This is a genomic window from Streptomyces longwoodensis, assembly GCF_001514125.1.
Taxonomy (GTDB): domain Bacteria; phylum Actinomycetota; class Actinomycetes; order Streptomycetales; family Streptomycetaceae; genus Streptomyces; species Streptomyces longwoodensis.
The window spans coordinates 283,544-299,990 of record NZ_KQ948550.1 but is presented as its reverse complement, the minus strand read 5'-3'; the positions used below and the strand labels follow the sequence as shown (position 1 = coordinate 299,990).

The 16,447-nt window shown below is 77.3% G+C and carries 17 protein-coding genes; 5 read left to right on the top strand and 12 right to left on the bottom strand.

Annotation, left to right across the window (positions count from 1 at the left end; genetic code table 11):
- Window positions 1–168 precede the first annotated feature (168 nt).
- Window positions 169–1,011, top strand: coding sequence for a helix-turn-helix transcriptional regulator (locus AQJ30_RS06290; RefSeq protein ID WP_067229682.1), 843 nt, complete (start codon window positions 169–171; stop codon window positions 1,009–1,011).
- 34 nt (window positions 1,012–1,045) lie between these two features.
- Here AQJ30_RS06290 and AQJ30_RS06285 read toward each other — a convergent pair whose 3' ends face one another.
- Window positions 1,046–1,933, bottom strand: a complete 888-nt coding sequence (locus AQJ30_RS06285) for an NAD(P)-dependent oxidoreductase (protein WP_067229680.1) — start codon at window positions 1,931–1,933, stop codon at window positions 1,046–1,048.
- Between the two features lie 191 nt (window positions 1,934–2,124).
- On the opposite strand from AQJ30_RS06285, the gene AQJ30_RS06280 reads away from it, so the two are divergent.
- From AQJ30_RS06280 to AQJ30_RS06265, 4 genes are all read left to right on the top strand, one after another.
- On the top strand, window positions 2,125–2,922 hold the full coding sequence (locus AQJ30_RS06280; protein WP_067229677.1) for an SAM-dependent methyltransferase: 798 nt from the start codon (window positions 2,125–2,127) through the stop codon (window positions 2,920–2,922).
- 193 nt (window positions 2,923–3,115) lie between these two features.
- Entirely contained in the window at window positions 3,116–3,754 is a 639-nt protein-coding gene (locus AQJ30_RS06275) for a DedA family protein (RefSeq protein WP_067229675.1), read from the top strand.
- A 53-nt stretch (window positions 3,755–3,807) separates the two neighbouring features.
- Complete coding sequence (locus AQJ30_RS06270; RefSeq protein WP_067229672.1) at window positions 3,808–4,722, top strand: polysaccharide pyruvyl transferase family protein; 915 nt, start codon at window positions 3,808–3,810, stop codon at window positions 4,720–4,722.
- Between the two features lie 62 nt (window positions 4,723–4,784).
- Entirely contained in the window at window positions 4,785–5,111 is a 327-nt protein-coding gene (locus AQJ30_RS06265) for a DUF3040 domain-containing protein (protein ID WP_067229669.1), read from the top strand.
- Window positions 5,112–5,146: 35 nt separating this feature from the next.
- On the opposite strand, the gene AQJ30_RS06260 is transcribed toward AQJ30_RS06265, so the two are convergent.
- From AQJ30_RS06260 to AQJ30_RS06210, 11 genes are read right to left on the bottom strand one after another with little or no spacing between them, the layout of a single operon-like run.
- Window positions 5,147–6,043 (bottom strand): glycosyltransferase family 2 protein, encoded by an 897-nt coding sequence (locus tag AQJ30_RS06260; RefSeq protein WP_067229666.1) that lies wholly within the window; start codon window positions 6,041–6,043, stop codon window positions 5,147–5,149.
- The gene (locus tag AQJ30_RS06255) at window positions 6,040–6,924 is read right to left on the bottom strand and encodes a glycosyltransferase family 2 protein (RefSeq protein WP_067229664.1); all 885 of its coding nucleotides are present in this window, start codon (window positions 6,922–6,924) and stop codon (window positions 6,040–6,042) included. Before AQJ30_RS06255 ends, AQJ30_RS06260 begins: the two co-directional genes overlap by 4 nt.
- Window positions 6,921–7,859: a glycosyltransferase family 9 protein gene (locus tag AQJ30_RS06250; protein WP_067229661.1), complete on the bottom strand. Its 939-nt coding sequence runs from the start codon at window positions 7,857–7,859 to the stop codon at window positions 6,921–6,923. The genes AQJ30_RS06255 and AQJ30_RS06250 overlap by 4 nt, the downstream gene beginning before the upstream one ends.
- The gene (rfaE2, locus tag AQJ30_RS06245) at window positions 7,856–9,283 is read right to left on the bottom strand and encodes a D-glycero-beta-D-manno-heptose 1-phosphate adenylyltransferase (RefSeq protein ID WP_079083935.1); all 1,428 of its coding nucleotides are present in this window, start codon (window positions 9,281–9,283) and stop codon (window positions 7,856–7,858) included. The genes AQJ30_RS06250 and rfaE2 overlap by 4 nt, the downstream gene beginning before the upstream one ends.
- Before the next feature lie 47 nt (window positions 9,284–9,330).
- A complete protein-coding gene (locus AQJ30_RS06240) occupies window positions 9,331–9,915 on the bottom strand; it encodes a D-sedoheptulose-7-phosphate isomerase (protein WP_067229655.1) in 585 nt (194 codons plus the stop codon).
- A complete protein-coding gene (locus AQJ30_RS06235; protein ID WP_067229652.1) occupies window positions 9,915–11,141 on the bottom strand; it encodes a glycosyltransferase in 1,227 nt (408 codons plus the stop codon). The genes AQJ30_RS06240 and AQJ30_RS06235 overlap by 1 nt, the downstream gene beginning before the upstream one ends.
- Window positions 11,138–12,070, bottom strand: coding sequence for a glycosyltransferase (locus AQJ30_RS06230; protein WP_067229650.1), 933 nt, complete (start codon window positions 12,068–12,070; stop codon window positions 11,138–11,140). Before AQJ30_RS06230 ends, AQJ30_RS06235 begins: the two co-directional genes overlap by 4 nt.
- Complete coding sequence (locus tag AQJ30_RS06225; RefSeq protein WP_067229647.1) at window positions 12,067–13,053, bottom strand: glycosyltransferase family 9 protein; 987 nt, start codon at window positions 13,051–13,053, stop codon at window positions 12,067–12,069. The genes AQJ30_RS06230 and AQJ30_RS06225 overlap by 4 nt, the downstream gene beginning before the upstream one ends.
- Window positions 13,050–13,664, bottom strand: a complete 615-nt coding sequence (locus tag AQJ30_RS06220; RefSeq protein WP_067229644.1) for a D-glycero-alpha-D-manno-heptose-1,7-bisphosphate 7-phosphatase — start codon at window positions 13,662–13,664, stop codon at window positions 13,050–13,052. Before AQJ30_RS06220 ends, AQJ30_RS06225 begins: the two co-directional genes overlap by 4 nt.
- Window positions 13,661–14,665, bottom strand: coding sequence for a glycosyltransferase family 2 protein (locus tag AQJ30_RS06215; protein WP_067229641.1), 1,005 nt, complete (start codon window positions 14,663–14,665; stop codon window positions 13,661–13,663). Before AQJ30_RS06215 ends, AQJ30_RS06220 begins: the two co-directional genes overlap by 4 nt.
- Window positions 14,662–16,383 (bottom strand): carbamoyltransferase family protein, encoded by a 1,722-nt coding sequence (locus AQJ30_RS06210; RefSeq protein ID WP_079083861.1) that lies wholly within the window; start codon window positions 16,381–16,383, stop codon window positions 14,662–14,664. Before AQJ30_RS06210 ends, AQJ30_RS06215 begins: the two co-directional genes overlap by 4 nt.
- Window positions 16,384–16,447 lie beyond the last annotated feature (64 nt).

Genomic DNA, 16,447 nt, shown 5'->3' with positions numbered 1-16,447 from the left:
CAGGCCGGATCAGGGAGCGGCGTCCGGTGCCGTGCATCGCAAGGCGGAGGAGGGAGTCGATGCGGAGCATCGGGGACCGACGACAACGCGGCGAGGTGCGGCACCGGACGCCGCTCCCTGATCCGGCCTGATCGACGAGACACCCCCTAGTGCCGTGGAGGGAGACGCATGGAGATCGACCGCGCCGGACTGGCCGCTTTCCTGCGGCGTCGCCGGGAACGGCTGCAACCGGAGGACGTGGGCCTGCCGCGCGGACAGCGCCGCAGGACCACCGGGCTGCGCCGTGAGGAGGTCGCCGCGCTCTGCCACATGTCGACCGACTACTACGCCCGGCTGGAACGCGCACGCGGCCCGCAGCCGTCCGAGCAGATGATCGCCGCCATCGCCCAGGGCCTCCACCTCTCCCTGGACGAGCGCGACCACCTCTTCCGGCTCGCCGGGCAGGCCCCGCCCGTCCGGGGCACGACCGGGGAGCACATCAGCCCCGGTCTGCTCCGCATCTTCGACCGGCTGGACGACACCCCCGCCGAGATCGTCACCGAACTCGGCGAGACGCTGCGCCAGACCCCGCTCGGGGTCGCGCTGACCGGCGACACGACCCGCCACGAGGGCCTCGCCCGCAGCATCGGCTACCGCTGGTTCACCGACCCGGCCACCCGGTCGCTGTACGTGGCCGAGGACCACGCGTTCCTCTCCCGCGTGTTCGTGTCCGGCCTGCGGGAACTGGCCACGCTCCGGGGCCCCGGCTCCCGGGCCGCGCACTGCGTCGAGCTGCTGCGCGCGCGCAGTGCGGAGTTCCGCGGCCTCTGGGACAAGCACGAGATCGGCATCCACCCGCACGAGGTCAAGCGGTACGTCCACCCCGAGGTCGGCGTGCTGGAACTGAACTGCCAGCGGCTGCTCGACCCGGACCAGTCGCACATGCTGCTCGTGTACACGGCGGTCCCGGGCAGTGAGAGCTACGAGCGGCTGCGCCTGCTGTCGGTCATCGGGGCGGGGACGAGGGGCTGACGGCCGTGTCACCCCTCCCGGGCGGCGCCCGGCGTCACGCGGGGTCCTCGGGGAAGCTGGCGAAGTACGCGGCGGCCATGTCCTCGTCGGCGTGGCCCTGCGCGGCCGCGCGCTCCAGGCGCCGCGCGGCCGCCTCGGCCACGTCCAGGCGCACGCCGCTGCGCTCCCCCGCCCGCACGATCAGCCGCGCGTCCTTGGCGGCCGTGTCCACCGCGAACTGCGGCGGGGTCAGCTGGTCGTGCAGGATCAGCGAGGACTTGGCCCGCAGGTAGCCCATGTCCAGCGGGCCGCCCGCGATCGCGTCGAAGAAGTGCTGCGGCTCCACGCCGAGCCCGCGCGCCAGGGCCAGCACCTCGCCCAGCGCGGCGGTGGCCGCGATGACCCAGCTGTTGGCGACCAGCTTGAGGCGGGTCGCGCCGGCCCCGGCGCCGTCCTCACCGGTCCACACCGTGCGCGCCCCCACCGCGTTCAGCACCGGCGCCACCGCCGCGCGCCCCGCCTCGGGGCCGGCGGCCAGGACCAGCAGTTCGCCCGCCTCGGCGGGCTGGCGGGTGCCCAGCACCGGCGCGTCGAAGAACACCAGCGCGTGCTCGCGGGCGAAGCCGGCCAGCTCCTCCACCGCCTCGACGCCCACGGTCGTCGACTGCACCCAGGCGGCGCCCTCGCGCAGCCCGGGCGCGGCCCGGCGCATCACGTCCAGGACGGCCGGACCGTCGTAGAGCATGGTCAGCACGACGTCCGCGTCCATGACGGCCTCGGCCGGGGTGCCGGCCACCGTGACGCCGTCGGCGGCCAGCGGCTCGGCCTTGGCGCGGCTGCGGTTCCAGGCGCGCACGGTGTGCCCGGCGCGGGCGAGGTTGCGGGCCATCGCGGCGCCCATGATGCCGGTGCCCAGGACGCTGACGGTGAGCTGGTCGGTCATGTTGTCCACTTTCCTGTCCGGTTGGCTGTCGGACTCCGATCCTGCCGGACACGGGACCCGAGGGGCCGTCCGGCCACGCCGGGGTACTCCGCCCGCGGGCACAACCCGCGTCCGGAGCAGGCCAGTTGGTGTGGGAAGCTGTGCTCGGCCGTCCGGGAGCGGGACGGGGCGGCCCTCGAGAGGAGCGCAGGGTGACACAGGACGGCTTCCGCGCCGAGGACATCGACACCAGCAGGCCGCATCCGGCCCGGATCTACGACTACCTGCTGGGCGGCAAGGACAACTACGAGGTGGACCAGGAAGCCGCCGAGCGGCTGGAGGCCGCCGCGCCCGAGGTGCGGCCGGGGCTGCGGGCCAACCGCGCCTTCCTCCAGCGCGCCGTGCGGTACGTCGTGGACAGCGGCGTGCGGCAGCTCCTCGACATCGGCACCGGGCTGCCCACCTCGCCCAACGTCCACGAGATCGCCCGGGCGGCGGCACCGGACGTGCGCGTGGCCTACGTCGACAACGACCCGATCGTCGCGGCGCACGCCGGCGCGCTGCTCAGCGCCTCCGGCACCAACTCGGTGGTGCTGGCCGACCTGCGCGACCCGCGGGGCGTCGTGGAGCACCCGGACATCCGCCGGATCATCGACTTCGACCGGCCCGTGGCGCTGCTGCTCGTCGCGATCCTGCACTTCCTCACCGACGCCGACGAGCCGGAGCGGGTCGTCGCCACCCTGCGCGACGCGCTCCCGGCGGGCAGCTACCTGGTGCTGTCGCACGCCACCGGCGACTTCGCCGACCGCAGCGAGGCCCAGGCCGTCTACCAGCGGGCCACCGCCAGCCTCAACCTGCGCACCCGGGCCCAGGTCGAGCGGCTCTTCGACGGCTTCGAGCTGGTCGAGCCCGGGCTGGCCCAGGTCCCCTACTGGCGCCCGGACACCCCGCCGCCCCCCGGCTCCGAGCTGATCGGCTTCTACGCGGGCGTGGCCCGCAAGACCGGCTGACCCGCGGGCGTCCCGGCGTCCCGTCCGTCCCCGCCCCGACCGTCCACGTCCCGTCCGCCCGGACCCGGTCCGCGCGCCGGGACGGGCGCGGCCGCCGTCCGCACGCGATGCTGGACGCAGAGCGCGACCGGGCCGGACGCGGGACGGACCACGGCGCGGGACGAGTCGACGAGGCAGCCGGGAGGCGAGCGCGGTGATCGCCGTCAACCCGACGGACAGCTCCTCGGTACTGGCCGCCTTCGGCGCGCTCGGGGTGCTGGCGGTCGTCTTCGCCGAGTCGGGACTGCTCGTGGTCGGCTTCTTCCTGCCCGGTGACACCCTGCTGTTCCCGGCCGGGGTGCTGTGCGCGAGCGGCACGGACGGCCGGGCGCCGCTGGAGCTGTGGCAGGTGCTGCTGTGCGCGGCCGTCGGGGCGGTCGCCGGGGGCCAGGTGGGGTTCCTGATCGGGCGGCACGGCGGGCGGGCGCTGCTGGCCCGCTCCCCGGGAGGGCGCCTGGAGGAGGCCGCGGGCCGCGCGGAACGGCTGCTGGCCCGCTACGGCTACGGCAAGGCCCTGGTGATAGGCCGGTTCGTCCCGCTGCTGCGCACGGTGCTGCACCCGGCGGCCGGCGCCCTGGGCGTGCCGGTGCGGCCCTTCACGCTCTGGCAGGTCGTGGGCGGGCTGCTGTGGTCGCAGAGCCTGGTGCTCGCCGGGTACCTCCTCGGCGCGTCGGTGCCGCAGGTCGACGACTGGCTGCTGCCGCTGGTGGCGCTCGTGGTGCTGCTCTCCCTACTGCCCCTCGCGGTGGAGGTCCGCCGCGAGCGGCGCCGCCGCCGCACGCCCCCCGACTGAGCGCCCCCGCTGCCCCGGCATGCCCTCCGCCCGGCTGGGCACCCGGCCCCGCGATGGAGTCGGTACGGCGGGTCCTGCTGACCGGGTGGTTCAGTTTCCTGGACGGGGAGGCGACCGCCGGGGACGTGCTGGCCCTGGACCGGGTCCGGGAGGTGCTGGACCGGGCCGGCGTCGCCCACGACGTCGCCTGGAGTCCCGGGTTCCGGCCGGACGCGCTGCACCTGGAGGACGCCCGGCCCCGGGACTACTCGCACGTGGTGTTCGTCTGCGGCCCCGCGCACGGGCCCCAGGTCGAGGGACTGCACCGGCGGTTCGCGGAGTGCGTGCGGATCGCGGTCGGGACGTCGGTCCTCGATCCGGACGGGCCCGCGGTGCGCGGCTTCCACCGGGTGCTGCCGCGGGACGCGCCCGGCACCGAGCCCTCCCTGGACCTCGCCGCCCGGGCCCCGCGGCCCCCGTCCGCCGGGCCGGTGGTCGGCGTCGTCCTCACCCACGGCCAGCACGAGTACGGCGACCGACGGCGCCACGGGCACGTGGCCGAGCAGGTCACGCGGTGGCTGGCCGGACGCGACTGCGCCCGGCTGGAGCTGGAGACCCGCCTCGACGCCCACGACTGGCGGCTCGGCTCCACCGCCGCCCAGGTGGAGGCGGTGCTCGCCCGGCTGGACCTGGTGGTCACCGACCGGCTGCACGGGCTGGTGCTCGCCCTGCGCTCGGGAGTGCCCGCGCTGGCCGTGGACCCGGTGGCGGGCGGCGCGAAGGTCACGGCGCAGGCCCGCGCCTGCGGCTGGCCCGCGCTGGTGCCCGCCGACGCGCTGGACGCGGCGGAGCTGCGGCGGTGGTGGGACTGGTGCCTGACCCACGGGCGGGCGGCGGCCGGGCGGATCCGCGACGACCTGCGCGAGGGCACCGCACGGGACGGTGCCGACGCCCTGGCGGCGCTCCTCGAGCCGTCCCGCACCGGTTAGTCCCGGGGGTCCACGGGGCACTCGCTCCGGGTGCGCACCCCCCGCAGCATCAGGAGGGCCCAGTGACCACCGGCCGGCTTCCCGATCACGAACAGCGCATCCTGGACGAGATGGAGCGCGTGCTGCGCCGCGACCGCCGGCTGGACCGGCGGCTGCGCACCCACTGCCGACATCCCCGGCTGGCCCGGCTGGCGGCCTGGTCCCCGCGCCCCTGGGTCGTGGCGGGGTGGCTGGCCGTGGCCGTGGGCCTGATGGTGGCCGGCATCGTCACCGGCGAACCCGGGGTGATCTGGGCGTTCGCCGGTGTCTGGCCGCTGTCGCTGTTCGCGGCGTTCCGGCTGCTGTGCCGGTGGACGGAGCCACCGGGCGGCCCCCGCTCCCACGGCTGAGGCCCCGCGTCGGACGGTGATCGGACGCGCTGCGGTCACCCCGTGTACTGCCGCGCCGTCGACCGGCGCTGGACGTCCTCCAGCAGGCGGAACCGTTCCTCCACCTCGACGGGCAGCACGCGCCGTTCCCTGAGCACCCAGGGCAGGGCCGCCGCGGCCTCGGCGAAGGCGCGCAGCGAGACCCTGTCCCGCGGGACCGTGCGGGCCAGGAACAGGGTGCGGCGCAGCGCGGGCCGGAGCGGGCGGCGCAGCCAGGTGAACCACAGGGTGTTGCGGATGCCGTGGGCCCGGCGCAGCGTGGGGTCGCGCACCGTGGACGCCTGGTGGTGGACCGTCAGGTGGTCGGCGTAGGTGAGCCACCAGCCGCCCGACGCGAGGTCGGCCGCGAGCAGTTCCTCCTCCCCGCCGAGCCACAGCCGGGGGTGGAAGCCGCCGGCGGTGCGGAAGGCGTCGGTGCGCAGCACGGTCGCGCCCGCGAGGAACGAGCCGAGGACCGGGCCGGGCATCCAGGACGGCCGGGCCAGCGGGGAGGCGCGCAGTTCCTCGACGATGGGGTCGTCGGTGCCGCCGGGCTCCACGACGATCCGGGCGGTGACGGAGGCGAGCGCGGGGTGCCGGTCCAGCAGGTCGGCCGCGCCCGCGGGTGAGCCGGGGTCCCACCAGGTGTCGTCGTCGCAGAACACCACGTAGGGCGTGCGCACCTGACGGACCGCCAGGTTGCGCCCGATCGCGCCGAGGTTGCGTCCGGGGCGCAGCAGGGTCACCCCGGGGTGGCGGCGGGCGACCGCCTCGGCGGTGCCGTCGGTGGAGCCGTTGTCGGTGACGATCACCGGGGGCTCCTCGGGGAGTGCCGCGAGGCGGTCGAGGGTGCGCAGGAGTTCGGGGCGCCGGTCGTGGGTGATGACGACGACGGTCAGGCGCGGGTCGCTCATCGGGGGGCTCCGTCCAGGGTGCGGGCGGCCTCTTCGAGGTACGGGGGCAGCGGGCGGCGGGCGCGCAGCGCGGCGGGCAGCCGGACCAGCGCCTGGCGCAGGGCGCTGCGGGCCTGCGGGTCGTGGCGGGCCTCGGCGGCCAGGTCCCGGGTGCGGGCCAGGGCGTGCGGCAGGGGGCGGCGCAGCCAGTCGGTGAGCAGCGCGTTGCGGCGGAACAGCGCGCTGCGGCCCGCGCGCGACGCCGGGGGCGCGGGGGGCGGGTGGTGGTGGGCGACGACGTCCGGGCAGTGGGTGACGCCCCAGCCGCGGGCGGCGAGGTCGTAGGCGAGCAGGGTCTCCTCGCCGCCGAAGAACAGCACCGGGTGGAAGCCGCCCGCGTCGAGGTAGGCGTCGCGCCGGACGACGGAGGCGCAGGCGAGGAAGCCGAGGACCTGGACGCCGGGCAGGTCCTCGGCGGGGCCCAGCGGGGAGCCGGCGAGGACGTCGTTGAGCGGGTCCGGCTCCGCGGCGGGGCCGACCAGGGTGCGGGCGGAGAGCAGGCCGAGCCGCGGGTGGGCGTCGAGGTGGCGGGCGGCGCGTTCCAGGGCGCCGGGCGCCCACCAGGAGTCGTCGTCGCTGAAGGCGACGTAGGGGGTGCCCAGGGCGCGGACGCCCTCGGTGCGGGCGAGGGCGCCGCGGTTGGCGGGCAGCCGCAGGGTGCGCACCCGGGGGTGGTGGCGGGCGAGCAGGGCCGGGGTGTCGTCGCGGGAGGCGTTGTCGACGACCAGGATCTCGGGCCGCTCGGGCAGCGCCAGGAGGTGGTCCAGGGTGCGGGCGAGGCGGGGGGCGCGGTCGCGGGTGGCGATGACGACGCCGGTGCGGGAGTGGGTCGTGTGGGTCATGGCAGCCGGTCCAGTGCTGTCAGGACGTGCTCGGGTCGGATGCGCAGCAGGGCCGGGTCGGGCTCCGTGCCGTGCGGGTCGCCGTCCGGGCCGGGGTGCCACAGGACCTGGTGGCGGGCGTCGTCCGGCGGGCCCCAGCGGCTGGGCGGGGTGGGTCCGAACAGGGTCACCGACGCGGTGGCGTGGGCGACGGCGAGGTGGGCGACGCCGGTGTCGCCGCTGACCACGGCCCGGGCGCCGGCGACGAGCGCGGACAGCCGCGGGAAGGGCAGTCCGCCGCCGAACAGGTCGGTGTCGGGCAGCGCGGCCCGCTTGGCCAGCCCGGCGACCAGGTCGTCCTCGCCCGGGCCTCCGGTGACGACGACGCGCAGGCCGCGCTCGCGCAGGGCCTCGGCGACGACCGCGTACCGGTCGAGGGGCCAGCACCGGGAGGGGGCGCCCGCGCCAGGATGGAGCACGACCGCGCCGGGTGCCGGGGAGGGGCCGGCCGGGCGGGGCAGCCGCAGGTCGGTGGGGTCGGCGGGGATGCCGTACGCCTCCAGCAGGCGGCACCAGCGGGCGCGTTCGTGTTCCTCGGCGTACCAGGGCGGGCCCTCGATCTCGGGGGTCCCGGGGTGCGCGAATGCGAGGAGGCGCCGCGGGCGCAGGGCCTGCAGCAGGCGGTGGCTGGGCGGGCCGTTGCCGTGCAGGTCGACGGCGACGTCGGGCGGGGGCCCGGTCCAGTCGAGGCTGCGGGGCACGGCCCGGCCGGGGGCGCCGGCGGGCAGCAGCCGGTCGACGGCGCCGGTGGCCCGGGCGACCGGCGCGAGCTCGGCGGGCGCGGCGAGGACCAGTTCGTGGCCGGGGAAGGCGCGGCGCAGGGCGCGCAGGGCGGGCACCCCGGCGAGCAGGTCGCCGAGGCCGAGGGCCCGCAGGACGAGGAGGCGTCCGGTCACCGCACGCCCTCCGCGGTCCAGGAGCCGGTCCCGGAAACGGTGCGGTCGGCGGGTCGGGGGGCGCCGTCGGGTGCGCCGGTGCGGGTGAGGCCCTCGGCGGCGCGCTCGATGAGGGCGGTGGAGGACCGGCCGTCGAGATAGGGCAACAGGACCGCCTGGCCGTCCCACTCCTGGAGCAGGGCCGCCTCGGGCAGGTCGGCGCCCTCGTAGTCGCCGCCCTTGACCCAGATGTCGGGGCGCAGGTCGGCCAGGAGCCGTTCGGGGGTGTCCTCGTCGAAGACGGCCACCGCGTCGACGCAGGCGAGGGCGCGCAGCACCCGGACCCGGTCGGCGAGCGGGGTGACCGGGCGGCCCTCGCCTTTGCGGCGGCGCACGGAGGCGTCGGAGTTGACGCACACCACGAGGCAGTCGCCGAGCCGGCGGGCCGCCTGGAGCAGGCCGACGTGCCCGGCGTGCAGCAGGTCGAAGCAGCCGCCGGCGGCGACGACGGTGCCCTGCCGGGCGCGGACGGCGTCGATCAGGGCGCGCGGGTCGTCCACGGGCGGGGGCGCGTCGGCGGGGTCCAGGGCGGCGCCCGCTCCCCCGGCCCCGACGAACTCGGTCGCGGCGCGGACGGCGCCCTCGACGGCCTCCTCGACGAGCGCGCCGTCGGCGAGCAGCCCGGCCGCGGCGGCGGCGAAGCGGTCGCCGGCGCCGCACGGGTCGCCGTGGTGCGCGGCGGGCGCGGGGACCAGCAGCGGGTTCTCGCCGTAGGACAGCAGCGCGCCGCGGGCGCCGAGGGTGACGGTGACGGCGGGGACCCGCCAGCGCCGTACCAGGTCGGCGGCCGCGCGGGACAGGTCGCGCAGGCTCTCGCCGCCCTCGGCGGCCGCGCGGGCCTCCTTCGCGGCGGGGGTGACGAGCCGGGTGCCGGGCACGGGCGGCCCGCCGCGCGGGTGGGGGTCCCAGACCAGCGGGGGGTGCTCGGCGAGGACGTCCCGCAGGGCGTCGGCGGCGCCGCGGCCGTAGTCGGAGACGAGGACGGCGCGGGCCCGGCGCAGGGCCTCGCGGGCCTCGGCGGTGGCCTCGCGGACCCGGCCGGAGCCCGCGTCGAGGCGGACGACGGGCCGGCCGCGGGCCAGCACCCGGGTCTTCTGCGACAGCGGCCCGGTCAGCGGCAGCGCGATCACCTCGACGTGTCCGTCCAGGAGGCGCAGCAGGGCCCGGCTCGCCGCGTCGTCGCCGATCCCGGTGACCAGCGTGACCGGGCGGCCGTCGCGCGCCGCGAGGTAGGCGGCGAGGGCGGCGCCGCCGGGCCGCAGGTGTTCGGCGCAGTCGGCGACGACCGGGACGGGCGCGTCGGGGGCGAGGCGGTCGGCGGTGCCGGTGAGGTCCCGGTCGAGCAGGGCGTCTCCGACGACGACCAGCGGGGCGTTCACGGTCATGTCACCTCCGGTCGGGGTGCGGTCGGCGGGCCACGGGCGCGGGGACGTCACCCGTGGCGCCGTTCCACGGCCGCGTCGAAGGCCGCGCAGATCATGTGGACGGCCACCAGGTGCAGTTCCTGGACGGTCGCCGCGACGGGGGCCGCCACGCACAGGGCCTCGTCGCTGCCCGCCGTCAGCGGGTTGGGCGCGGGTCCGGTCAGCGCCCATACGCGCAGTCCGGCGCCGCGGCCGGCGGCGGCCGCGGACAGCAGGTTGGCGCTGGCGCCGGACGTGGACAGCAGCATCAGCACGTCGCCGGGGCGGCCGTGGGCGCGGACCTGCCGGGCGAAGACCTGGTCGACGCCGTAGTCGTTGGCGATGGCGGTGGTGGCGGAGGTGTCCGCGTGCAGGGCGATCGCGGAGAACGGCGGCCGGTCGTCGCGGTAGCGGCCGACGATCTCCGCGGTCAGGTGCTGGGCCTGGGCGGCGCTGCCGCCGTTGCCGGCGGCGAGCAGCCGGCCGCCGCCGCAGAGCACGTCGGCGAGCCGTTCGCCCCAGTGCTCGGTGCGGTGCGCGGAGCCGCGGAACGCGCGGATGGCCTGGGCGAGTTGGTCGCAGTGGGCGACGGCCGTGGTCTCCTGGACGCTCATCACGCCACCTCCGTGGACTCCGAGGGCAGGGTGTGGCTGACCACGACCTGCCGGTAGATCTGTTCGACGCCGTCGGCGACGCGCTGCCAGGTGTAGCGGGCCATCACCCGGTCGCGGCCCGCGGCGCCGTAGCGGCGGCGCAGCCGTTCGTCGGTGAGGAGTTCGCGGACCGTCGCGGCGATCGCCGCGGGGTCGCCGGTCGGGACGAGCCGCCCGGTGGTGCCGTCGGCGACGGAGTCGCGGTGGCCGCCGACGTCGGTGGCGACGACGGGCACCCCGCAGGCCATGGCCTCCAGCGGGACGATGCCGAACGGCTCGTAGTCGGGGGTGCACAGCACCAGGTCGGAGCTGCCCATGAGGGCGGGCATCCGGGCCGGGTCGACCGCGCCGAGCAGCCGTACGCGGTCGGCGACGCCGAGGCGTTCGGCCAGCAGCAGCAGGCGCTCGGCCTCGTCGTCGGCCTCCAGCAGCCCGGCGGGCGGGCCGCCGGCGAGGAGGAGTTCGGCGTCCGGGATCCGGGTCAGGGCGCGGATGGCGCGGTCGTAGCCCTTGCGGCGCACGAGGCGGCCGCAGGCGAGCAGCCGGTGGCGCTCCCGCCGTGCGGGAACGTCGGTGCCGGGCCGGCCGGGCCGGAAGTGCTCGGCGTCCACGCCGCACGGCACGACGGACACGTGCTGCGGCGGCACGCCCATGTCGGCGAGTTCGTACACCTCGTCGGCGCAGGTGGCCAGGACCCGGGCGCAGCCGCGGCCGATCTGGCGCTCGATGCCGATGCGTTCGCCGGGGCTGGTGTCCCGGCGGCCCTGGTGGCGGCGCTTGACGGTGCCGAGGGCGTGGAAGGTCTGCACGACCGGGACGCCGCGCGGGCGGGCGCCGATCCGGGCGGCCATGCCGGACATCCAGAAGTGGGCGTGCACCAGGTCGGGCCGCTCGTGCCGCCAGGCGGCGGCCAGCCGGGCGCCGAACCCGGGCATGTAGGGCAGGAGTTCGTCCTTGGGCACCGGTTCGGGCGGGCCGGCCTGGACGTGCTCGACGACACCGCCGCCGGGCAGCGGCACCCGGTCGGGCAGGTCGGTGCAGTCGCGGCGGGTGTAGACCGTGACGTCGTGGCCGCGGCGGGCGAGTTCCTCGCTGAGCCGCGCGACGTACACGTTCTGGCCGCCGGCGTCGACGCCACCGAGCGCGGCCAGCGGGCTCGCGTGCTCGGACACCATGGCGATCCTCATCGGGTCACCTCCTTCAGCAGCCGCTCCCAGTCGTTCAGGAAGCGGGTCAGCCCGTAGCGGGCGAGCGCCGCGGCCCGCGCGGCCTCGCCGATCAGGCGGGCGTGCAGCGGGTCGGCGACGAAGTCCCGTACGGCGTCGGTCAGGACGTCCAGGCGGTTGGAGACCACCCCGGCGCCCTCGGGCACCGCCTCGGTCACCTCGGTGGTGGCGAGCGCGACGACCGGCATGCCCAGGAACATCGCCTCGAGGAGCGACAGGCCGAGCGAGGTCCAGCGGACCGGGTGGACGTACACCCGGCGGCGGGCCAGCTCGGCGTGCAGGGCGTGCTGGGGCAGGTCGTGCGTGGTGGTGCCGGGCACGTCCAGCTGGTGGGTGCGCATGCCGAAGACGTCCAGCGGCACGACGTCCGCGAACACGGGCAGCAGGTCGGTGCCGGTGGTGCGGCCGCGGCGCACCGGGTCGTTGACGACGACGGCGCCGTGCGGGAGTTCGCCGGTCCAGCGGTGCCCGGGGTCGATGATCCCGTGCTCGACGACCTCGGTCGCGGCGCGGCCGTTGTCCCACATCAGCCGGTTGAAGTGGGTGACGTGGACGAGGGTGACGCCGGGCAGGTCGGCGACCGGGTGCCGGGTGTCGGGCACGTCGCCGTGCGGGGCGTTGTGCTCGACGTACACCAGCGGCGGGCGGCGCCCCAGCCACCGGTCGACCAGGGCGAGTTCGTGCGGGCGCTGGAGGACCACGAGGTCGACCTCGGTGTGGCGCAGGCGTTCCGGGGGGACCTCGACGACGCTGTCCGGCCAGTCCCAGGTGCGGGCGCGGCCGAGGCCGTCGGGTCCGCGGTCGGGGGTGACGGGGACGAGGTAGGTGTGCGGTCCCTGGACGAACGCCGTCGTCCAGGAGCCGTGCACGTGCCAGATCAGGATCCTCACGCCTGCCTCACCTTCTCCACGGCCAGTCGGACGTCGTGGGCGGTCACGGACTCCAGGCACGGGTGCCCGGGGACGGGGCACTGCCGGGCGCGGCTGTCGGCGCAGGGCGCTCCCTGGTCGCCGAGCAGCACGCAGGGGACGCCGTAGGGCCGCCAGCGCTCGGCCGGTACGACGGGGGCGAACAGCGACACCACGGGCGTGCCGACGGCCGCCGCGAGGTGGGCGGGGCCGGTGTTGCCGGTGACGACGGTGTCGGCGCGGGCGAGGACGCCGGCCAGCTCGGGGGCGCCGGTGCGCCCGCCGAGGTCGACGCCGTCGGCTCCGGCGACGCGGCGGGTCAGCGCGCGTTCGCCGGGGCCGCCGGTCACCACGACGCGGTGTCCGGCGTCGGCGAGTGCGCGCACCGCCTGGGCGCAGCGGGCTGGGCTCCAGGCGCGGGCCGGGACGCTCGCCCCGGGGTGCACGACGACGTAGGGGCCGGCGCCGGTCAGGGCGGTGGTGTCGGGCGGGGGCAGGATCCGCAGCCGGGTGTCGGCGGGCCGGGGGAAGCCGGCGGCCTCGGCGAGGTCGAGGGCGGCGTCCACCTCGTGGGCGTGCGGGGCGCGGTGGTGGCGGACGTCGAGGAGGGAGCCGGGGTAGTCCTCGCTGTCGGCGGCGATGCGGGCGACGCCGGCCAGCCGCAGCAGCAGCGCGGTGGGCAGCGGGGACTGGTGGAAGGAGGTGAGGACCAGCGCGGTGTCGGCGTGGACGGACGCGATCAGCTCCTCGACGTCCGCGCGGCGCACGGGTGGCGGCTCGAAGCCGGCCCAGGGGGCCTCCCAGACCAGCACCTCGTCGACGCCGGGCAGCAGGTGGGCGGCGGGGGCGCCGAGGGGGCCGCACAGCAGGGTGACGTGGTCGGCGCGGGCGGCGACGGCGCGGATCGCGGGCCCGGCGAGCAGGACGTCGCCGAAGCTGTCGAGCCGGGTGACCAGGGCCCTCATCGCGGCCTCCGGTCGGACGCGGACAGGACGGCCGGGGGCCGTTCGTCGTCGGGGACGTGCCCCTGGGGCGGCCCGGCCGGCAGCAGGGCCCGTACGGCGGTGAGCAGGTCCGGGGCGACGTGCTCGGCGGCGGCCGTCTCCTCGGGGCGGGTCACCGGGGTGGGCACCAGGACGCCCAGGGCGCCGGCCCGGCGGGCGGCCTCGACGTCGGCGCCGATGTCGCCGATCACGGCGGTCTCGTCGGGCGGGACCCCGAGCCGTGCGGCCGCCTGGAGGACCATGCCGGGCTGCGGCTTGCGGCAGTGGCAGCCGTCGTCGGGGCCGTGCGGGCAGATCGCCCACGCGTCGAACGGGCCGAGGAGGGCGTCGACGCGCTCGTTGACGCGCCGTACGTCGGCCGTGCTCAGCAGCCCGCGGGCCACGCCCGACTGGTTGGTGACGACGCCGGTGGCGATGGACCGGGCGCGCAGCAGGGCCAGGGCCTCGCCGGCGTGCGGGACGGGGCGGACCAGGTCGGGGTCGCCGTTGTAGGGGACGTCCTCGACGAGGGTGCCGTCGCGGTCGAACAGCACCAGCCGGATGCGGCGGTCGTGGGGTACGGGCCGGTTCACCGGGCCACCTCCCGCCAGGGCGGGGCGGAGCGGTGCCGCCAGGCGCCGCTGATCCGGTGCCAGCTCGCGGCGGGCGGGATGAGGACGCTGGTGGCGAGCATGGTGGTCACCTCGTCCCGGGTGCGCGGTCCGGGAGCGATGCGGGCCCGGGCGAACTCGGCGGTGCCCAGCGCCCAGCCGAGCCCGGCGAGGGCGGCGGCGCGGGGCCGGCCGGCCGCGGCCAGCGCGCAGGCGGCGAGCCCGGCCGCGGTGATGGCGAGGTGGGCGCGGATGCGGCCGCGCGGGGCGGCCGCCTTCTCCCACCAGTCGGGGCCGTGCAGGGCGCGCATCAGCGCGTCGTCGGCGTTGCCGCGCTGGTTGCGCAGGGAGACCCAGCGGTCGGTGGCCCGCACCGGGTGGCGGGTGGTGCGCCGGCCCCGCTGAACCCGCCAGCCGGCGTCGAGGACGCGCAGCGCGACGTCGGCGTCCTCGCGGAAGGCGCGGCGGAAGCGTTCGTCGAAGCCGCCGACCTGCTTGAGGGCGTCGGTGCGGTAGGCCATGTCGGCGGTGATCCAGCGGGCGCGGGCGAGGCCGGCGGTGGTGCGCTCCCAGTCGGTGGGGCGGCGCTCCCCCGGCAGGGGCACGGCGAGCACACCCTGCACCGCGGCGGTGTCGGGTCCGGCGTCGGTGAGGTCCTGGGCGAGCTGGTCGCACCAGTGCGGGCCGACCTGCACGTCGTCGTCGAGGAAGGCGACCCACGGGGTGGTGACGGCGCGCAGCCCCGTGTTGCGGGCGGCGGCCGGTCCGCGGGCGCCGCCCGGCAGGACCGTGGTGCGGTCGATGAGTTCGCCGAGGACGGCCAGCGCGTGCTCCAGCGCCGCCGGGTCGGGCTCCGGGCGGTCGTCGACGAGGACGATCGCCTCGGGCCGCGGGCCGTGGGCGGCGACGAGCGCGGCCAGGCAGTCGGCGAGGGTGTCCCGCACCAGGGTGGGGACGACGACGGTGTAGGCGGGGCTGCTCATACGGCCGCCTCTCCCTGGAAGGGCCCGTGCGCAGGCCGCTCGGCGGGCGCGGGGTGCCCGTGCGCCGCCCGGGCGTGCCCCGGCGCCTCACGGCCGTCGTACATGCGGCCGCGCCGCACCACGAACGGGCCGATGGCCAGCAGGTCGACCGGCGCGGAGCCGAAGCACTCCAGGGCGTCCCGCGGGTCGTCGACCATGGGCCGGCCGGCGGTGTTGAGGCTGGTGTTGACGACGACGGGCAGTCCGGTGCGGCGCTCGAAGGCGGCCAGCATCCGCGCCACCAGCGGCTCCTGGCGTTCGGCGACGGTCTGGATGCGGGCCGTGCCGTCGACGTGCACCACGGCCGGGATGCGGTCCCGCCACTGCGGCGCCACGTCGTGCACGAACAGCATGTACGGGCTGGGCAGCGGCCCGGCGAACAGCTCGTGGGCCCGGTCGGCGAGGACCATCGGCGCGACGGGGCGGAACTCCTCGCGGCCCTTGACGGAGTTGAGCCGTTCGAGGTTCTCGGCGCGCCCGGGGTGCGCCATCAGCGAGCGGTGGCCGAGGGCGCGCGGCCCGTACTCGCTGCGGCCCTGGAACCAGGCCACGATCCCGTCCCGGGCCAGCTCCTCGGCGACGGTCTCGGCGACGTCGTCGGGCCGCTCGTAGGGGACGGCGGCGGAGTCGAGCCAGGCGCGCAGCTCCTCCTCGCTCCAGCCGCGGCCGAGGTCGGCGCCCGGCATGGGCCGCGGGTCCTCGGCGAGGTGCAGGGCGCCGCCGAGCGCGGTGCCGGCGTCCCCGGCGGCGGGCTGCACCCACACGTGGCCGTAGGGACCGCGCGCGGCGATCTTCGAGTTGGCGACGCAGTTCAGGGCGACCCCGCCGGCCAGGGCGAGGGCGTCGCCGCCGGCGGTGCGGTACAGCCAGTGCACCAGGTCGAGCAGGGTCTCCTCCAGCACGGCCTGGGTGCTGGCGGCGAGGTCGGCATGGTCGCGGGTCCAGGGCTCGCCGGGCGCGCGGGCCGGGGCGAGGGCGGCCCAGTCGACGCCGTGGGCGCGGAACCCGCCGTCGCCGGTGGCGTGGACGTGGGTCCGCAGCTCGGGCAGGAAGCGGGGGGTGCCGTAGGAGGCGAGGGCCATCACCTTGTACTCGTCGCTGCTGCGCAGGAAGCCCAGGTGGGCGGTGAGGTCCTCGTAGACCAGGCCCAGCGAGTGGGGCAGCGCCTGGGTGGCGAGGGTGTCGAGCTTGCCGTCGCGGTAGCGGCCCGCGAGGTGGCTCGCGCACTCGCCGCGTCCGTCGAGGACGAGGACGGCGCTGTCGGGGTAGGGCGAGGCCGGTCCGGCGGAGGCGGCGTGCGCCACGTGGTGCGGGACGTGCACCACCCGGTCGGGGTCCAGGCCGGGCAGGGCCTCGGCGAGGAACTCGGGGGCGCGCCGGGCGTACTCCAGGCGCAGCGCGTCCCACGGGTCGTACAGGCCCATGTCGGCGGCCGGACGGGCCAGCCGGGGGTCGAAGGAATAGGCCACGGCGTCCAGCTCGGCCGGGCGGACCCCGGCGTGCTCCAGGCACCAGCGGGCCGACAGCTCGGGCAGCTCCCAGGCGGAGAACGGCACCGGCCGCTTGCCGTGCTTGCGGCGGCTGAAGCGCTCCTCCTCCGCGGCGGCGACCACCTCCCCGTCGACGACGAGGGCGGCGGCCGGGTCGTGGAAGAGTGCGTTGATGCCGAGGATGCGCATGGGGGTGACTCCGTCCCGGGCGGCACTGTGTCGGATTTGGTTCTTTTGCGTGCTTTGCACCTGG

Coding starts and splice junctions, on each gene's coding strand:
- AQJ30_RS06270 (WP_067229672.1), top strand. CDS start 3,808: ATGGAGTCGGTACGGCGGGTCCTGCTGACCGGGTGGTTCAGTTTCCTG.
- AQJ30_RS06290 (WP_067229682.1), top strand. CDS start 169: ATGGAGATCGACCGCGCCGGACTGGCCGCTTTCCTGCGGCGTCGCCGG.
- AQJ30_RS06255 (WP_067229664.1), bottom strand. CDS start 6,924: ATGACCCACACGACCCACTCCCGCACCGGCGTCGTCATCGCCACCCGC.
- AQJ30_RS06285 (WP_067229680.1), bottom strand. CDS start 1,933: ATGACCGACCAGCTCACCGTCAGCGTCCTGGGCACCGGCATCATGGGC.
- rfaE2 (WP_079083935.1), bottom strand. CDS start 9,283: ATGACCGTGAACGCCCCGCTGGTCGTCGTCGGAGACGCCCTGCTCGAC.
- AQJ30_RS06260 (WP_067229666.1), bottom strand. CDS start 6,043: ATGAGCGACCCGCGCCTGACCGTCGTCGTCATCACCCACGACCGGCGC.
- AQJ30_RS06240 (WP_067229655.1), bottom strand. CDS start 9,915: ATGAGCGTCCAGGAGACCACGGCCGTCGCCCACTGCGACCAACTCGCC.
- AQJ30_RS06215 (WP_067229641.1), bottom strand. CDS start 14,665: ATGAGCAGCCCCGCCTACACCGTCGTCGTCCCCACCCTGGTGCGGGAC.
- AQJ30_RS06235 (WP_067229652.1), bottom strand. CDS start 11,141: ATGAGGATCGCCATGGTGTCCGAGCACGCGAGCCCGCTGGCCGCGCTC.
- AQJ30_RS06225 (WP_067229647.1), bottom strand. CDS start 13,053: ATGAGGGCCCTGGTCACCCGGCTCGACAGCTTCGGCGACGTCCTGCTC.
- AQJ30_RS06210 (WP_079083861.1), bottom strand. CDS start 16,383: ATGCGCATCCTCGGCATCAACGCACTCTTCCACGACCCGGCCGCCGCC.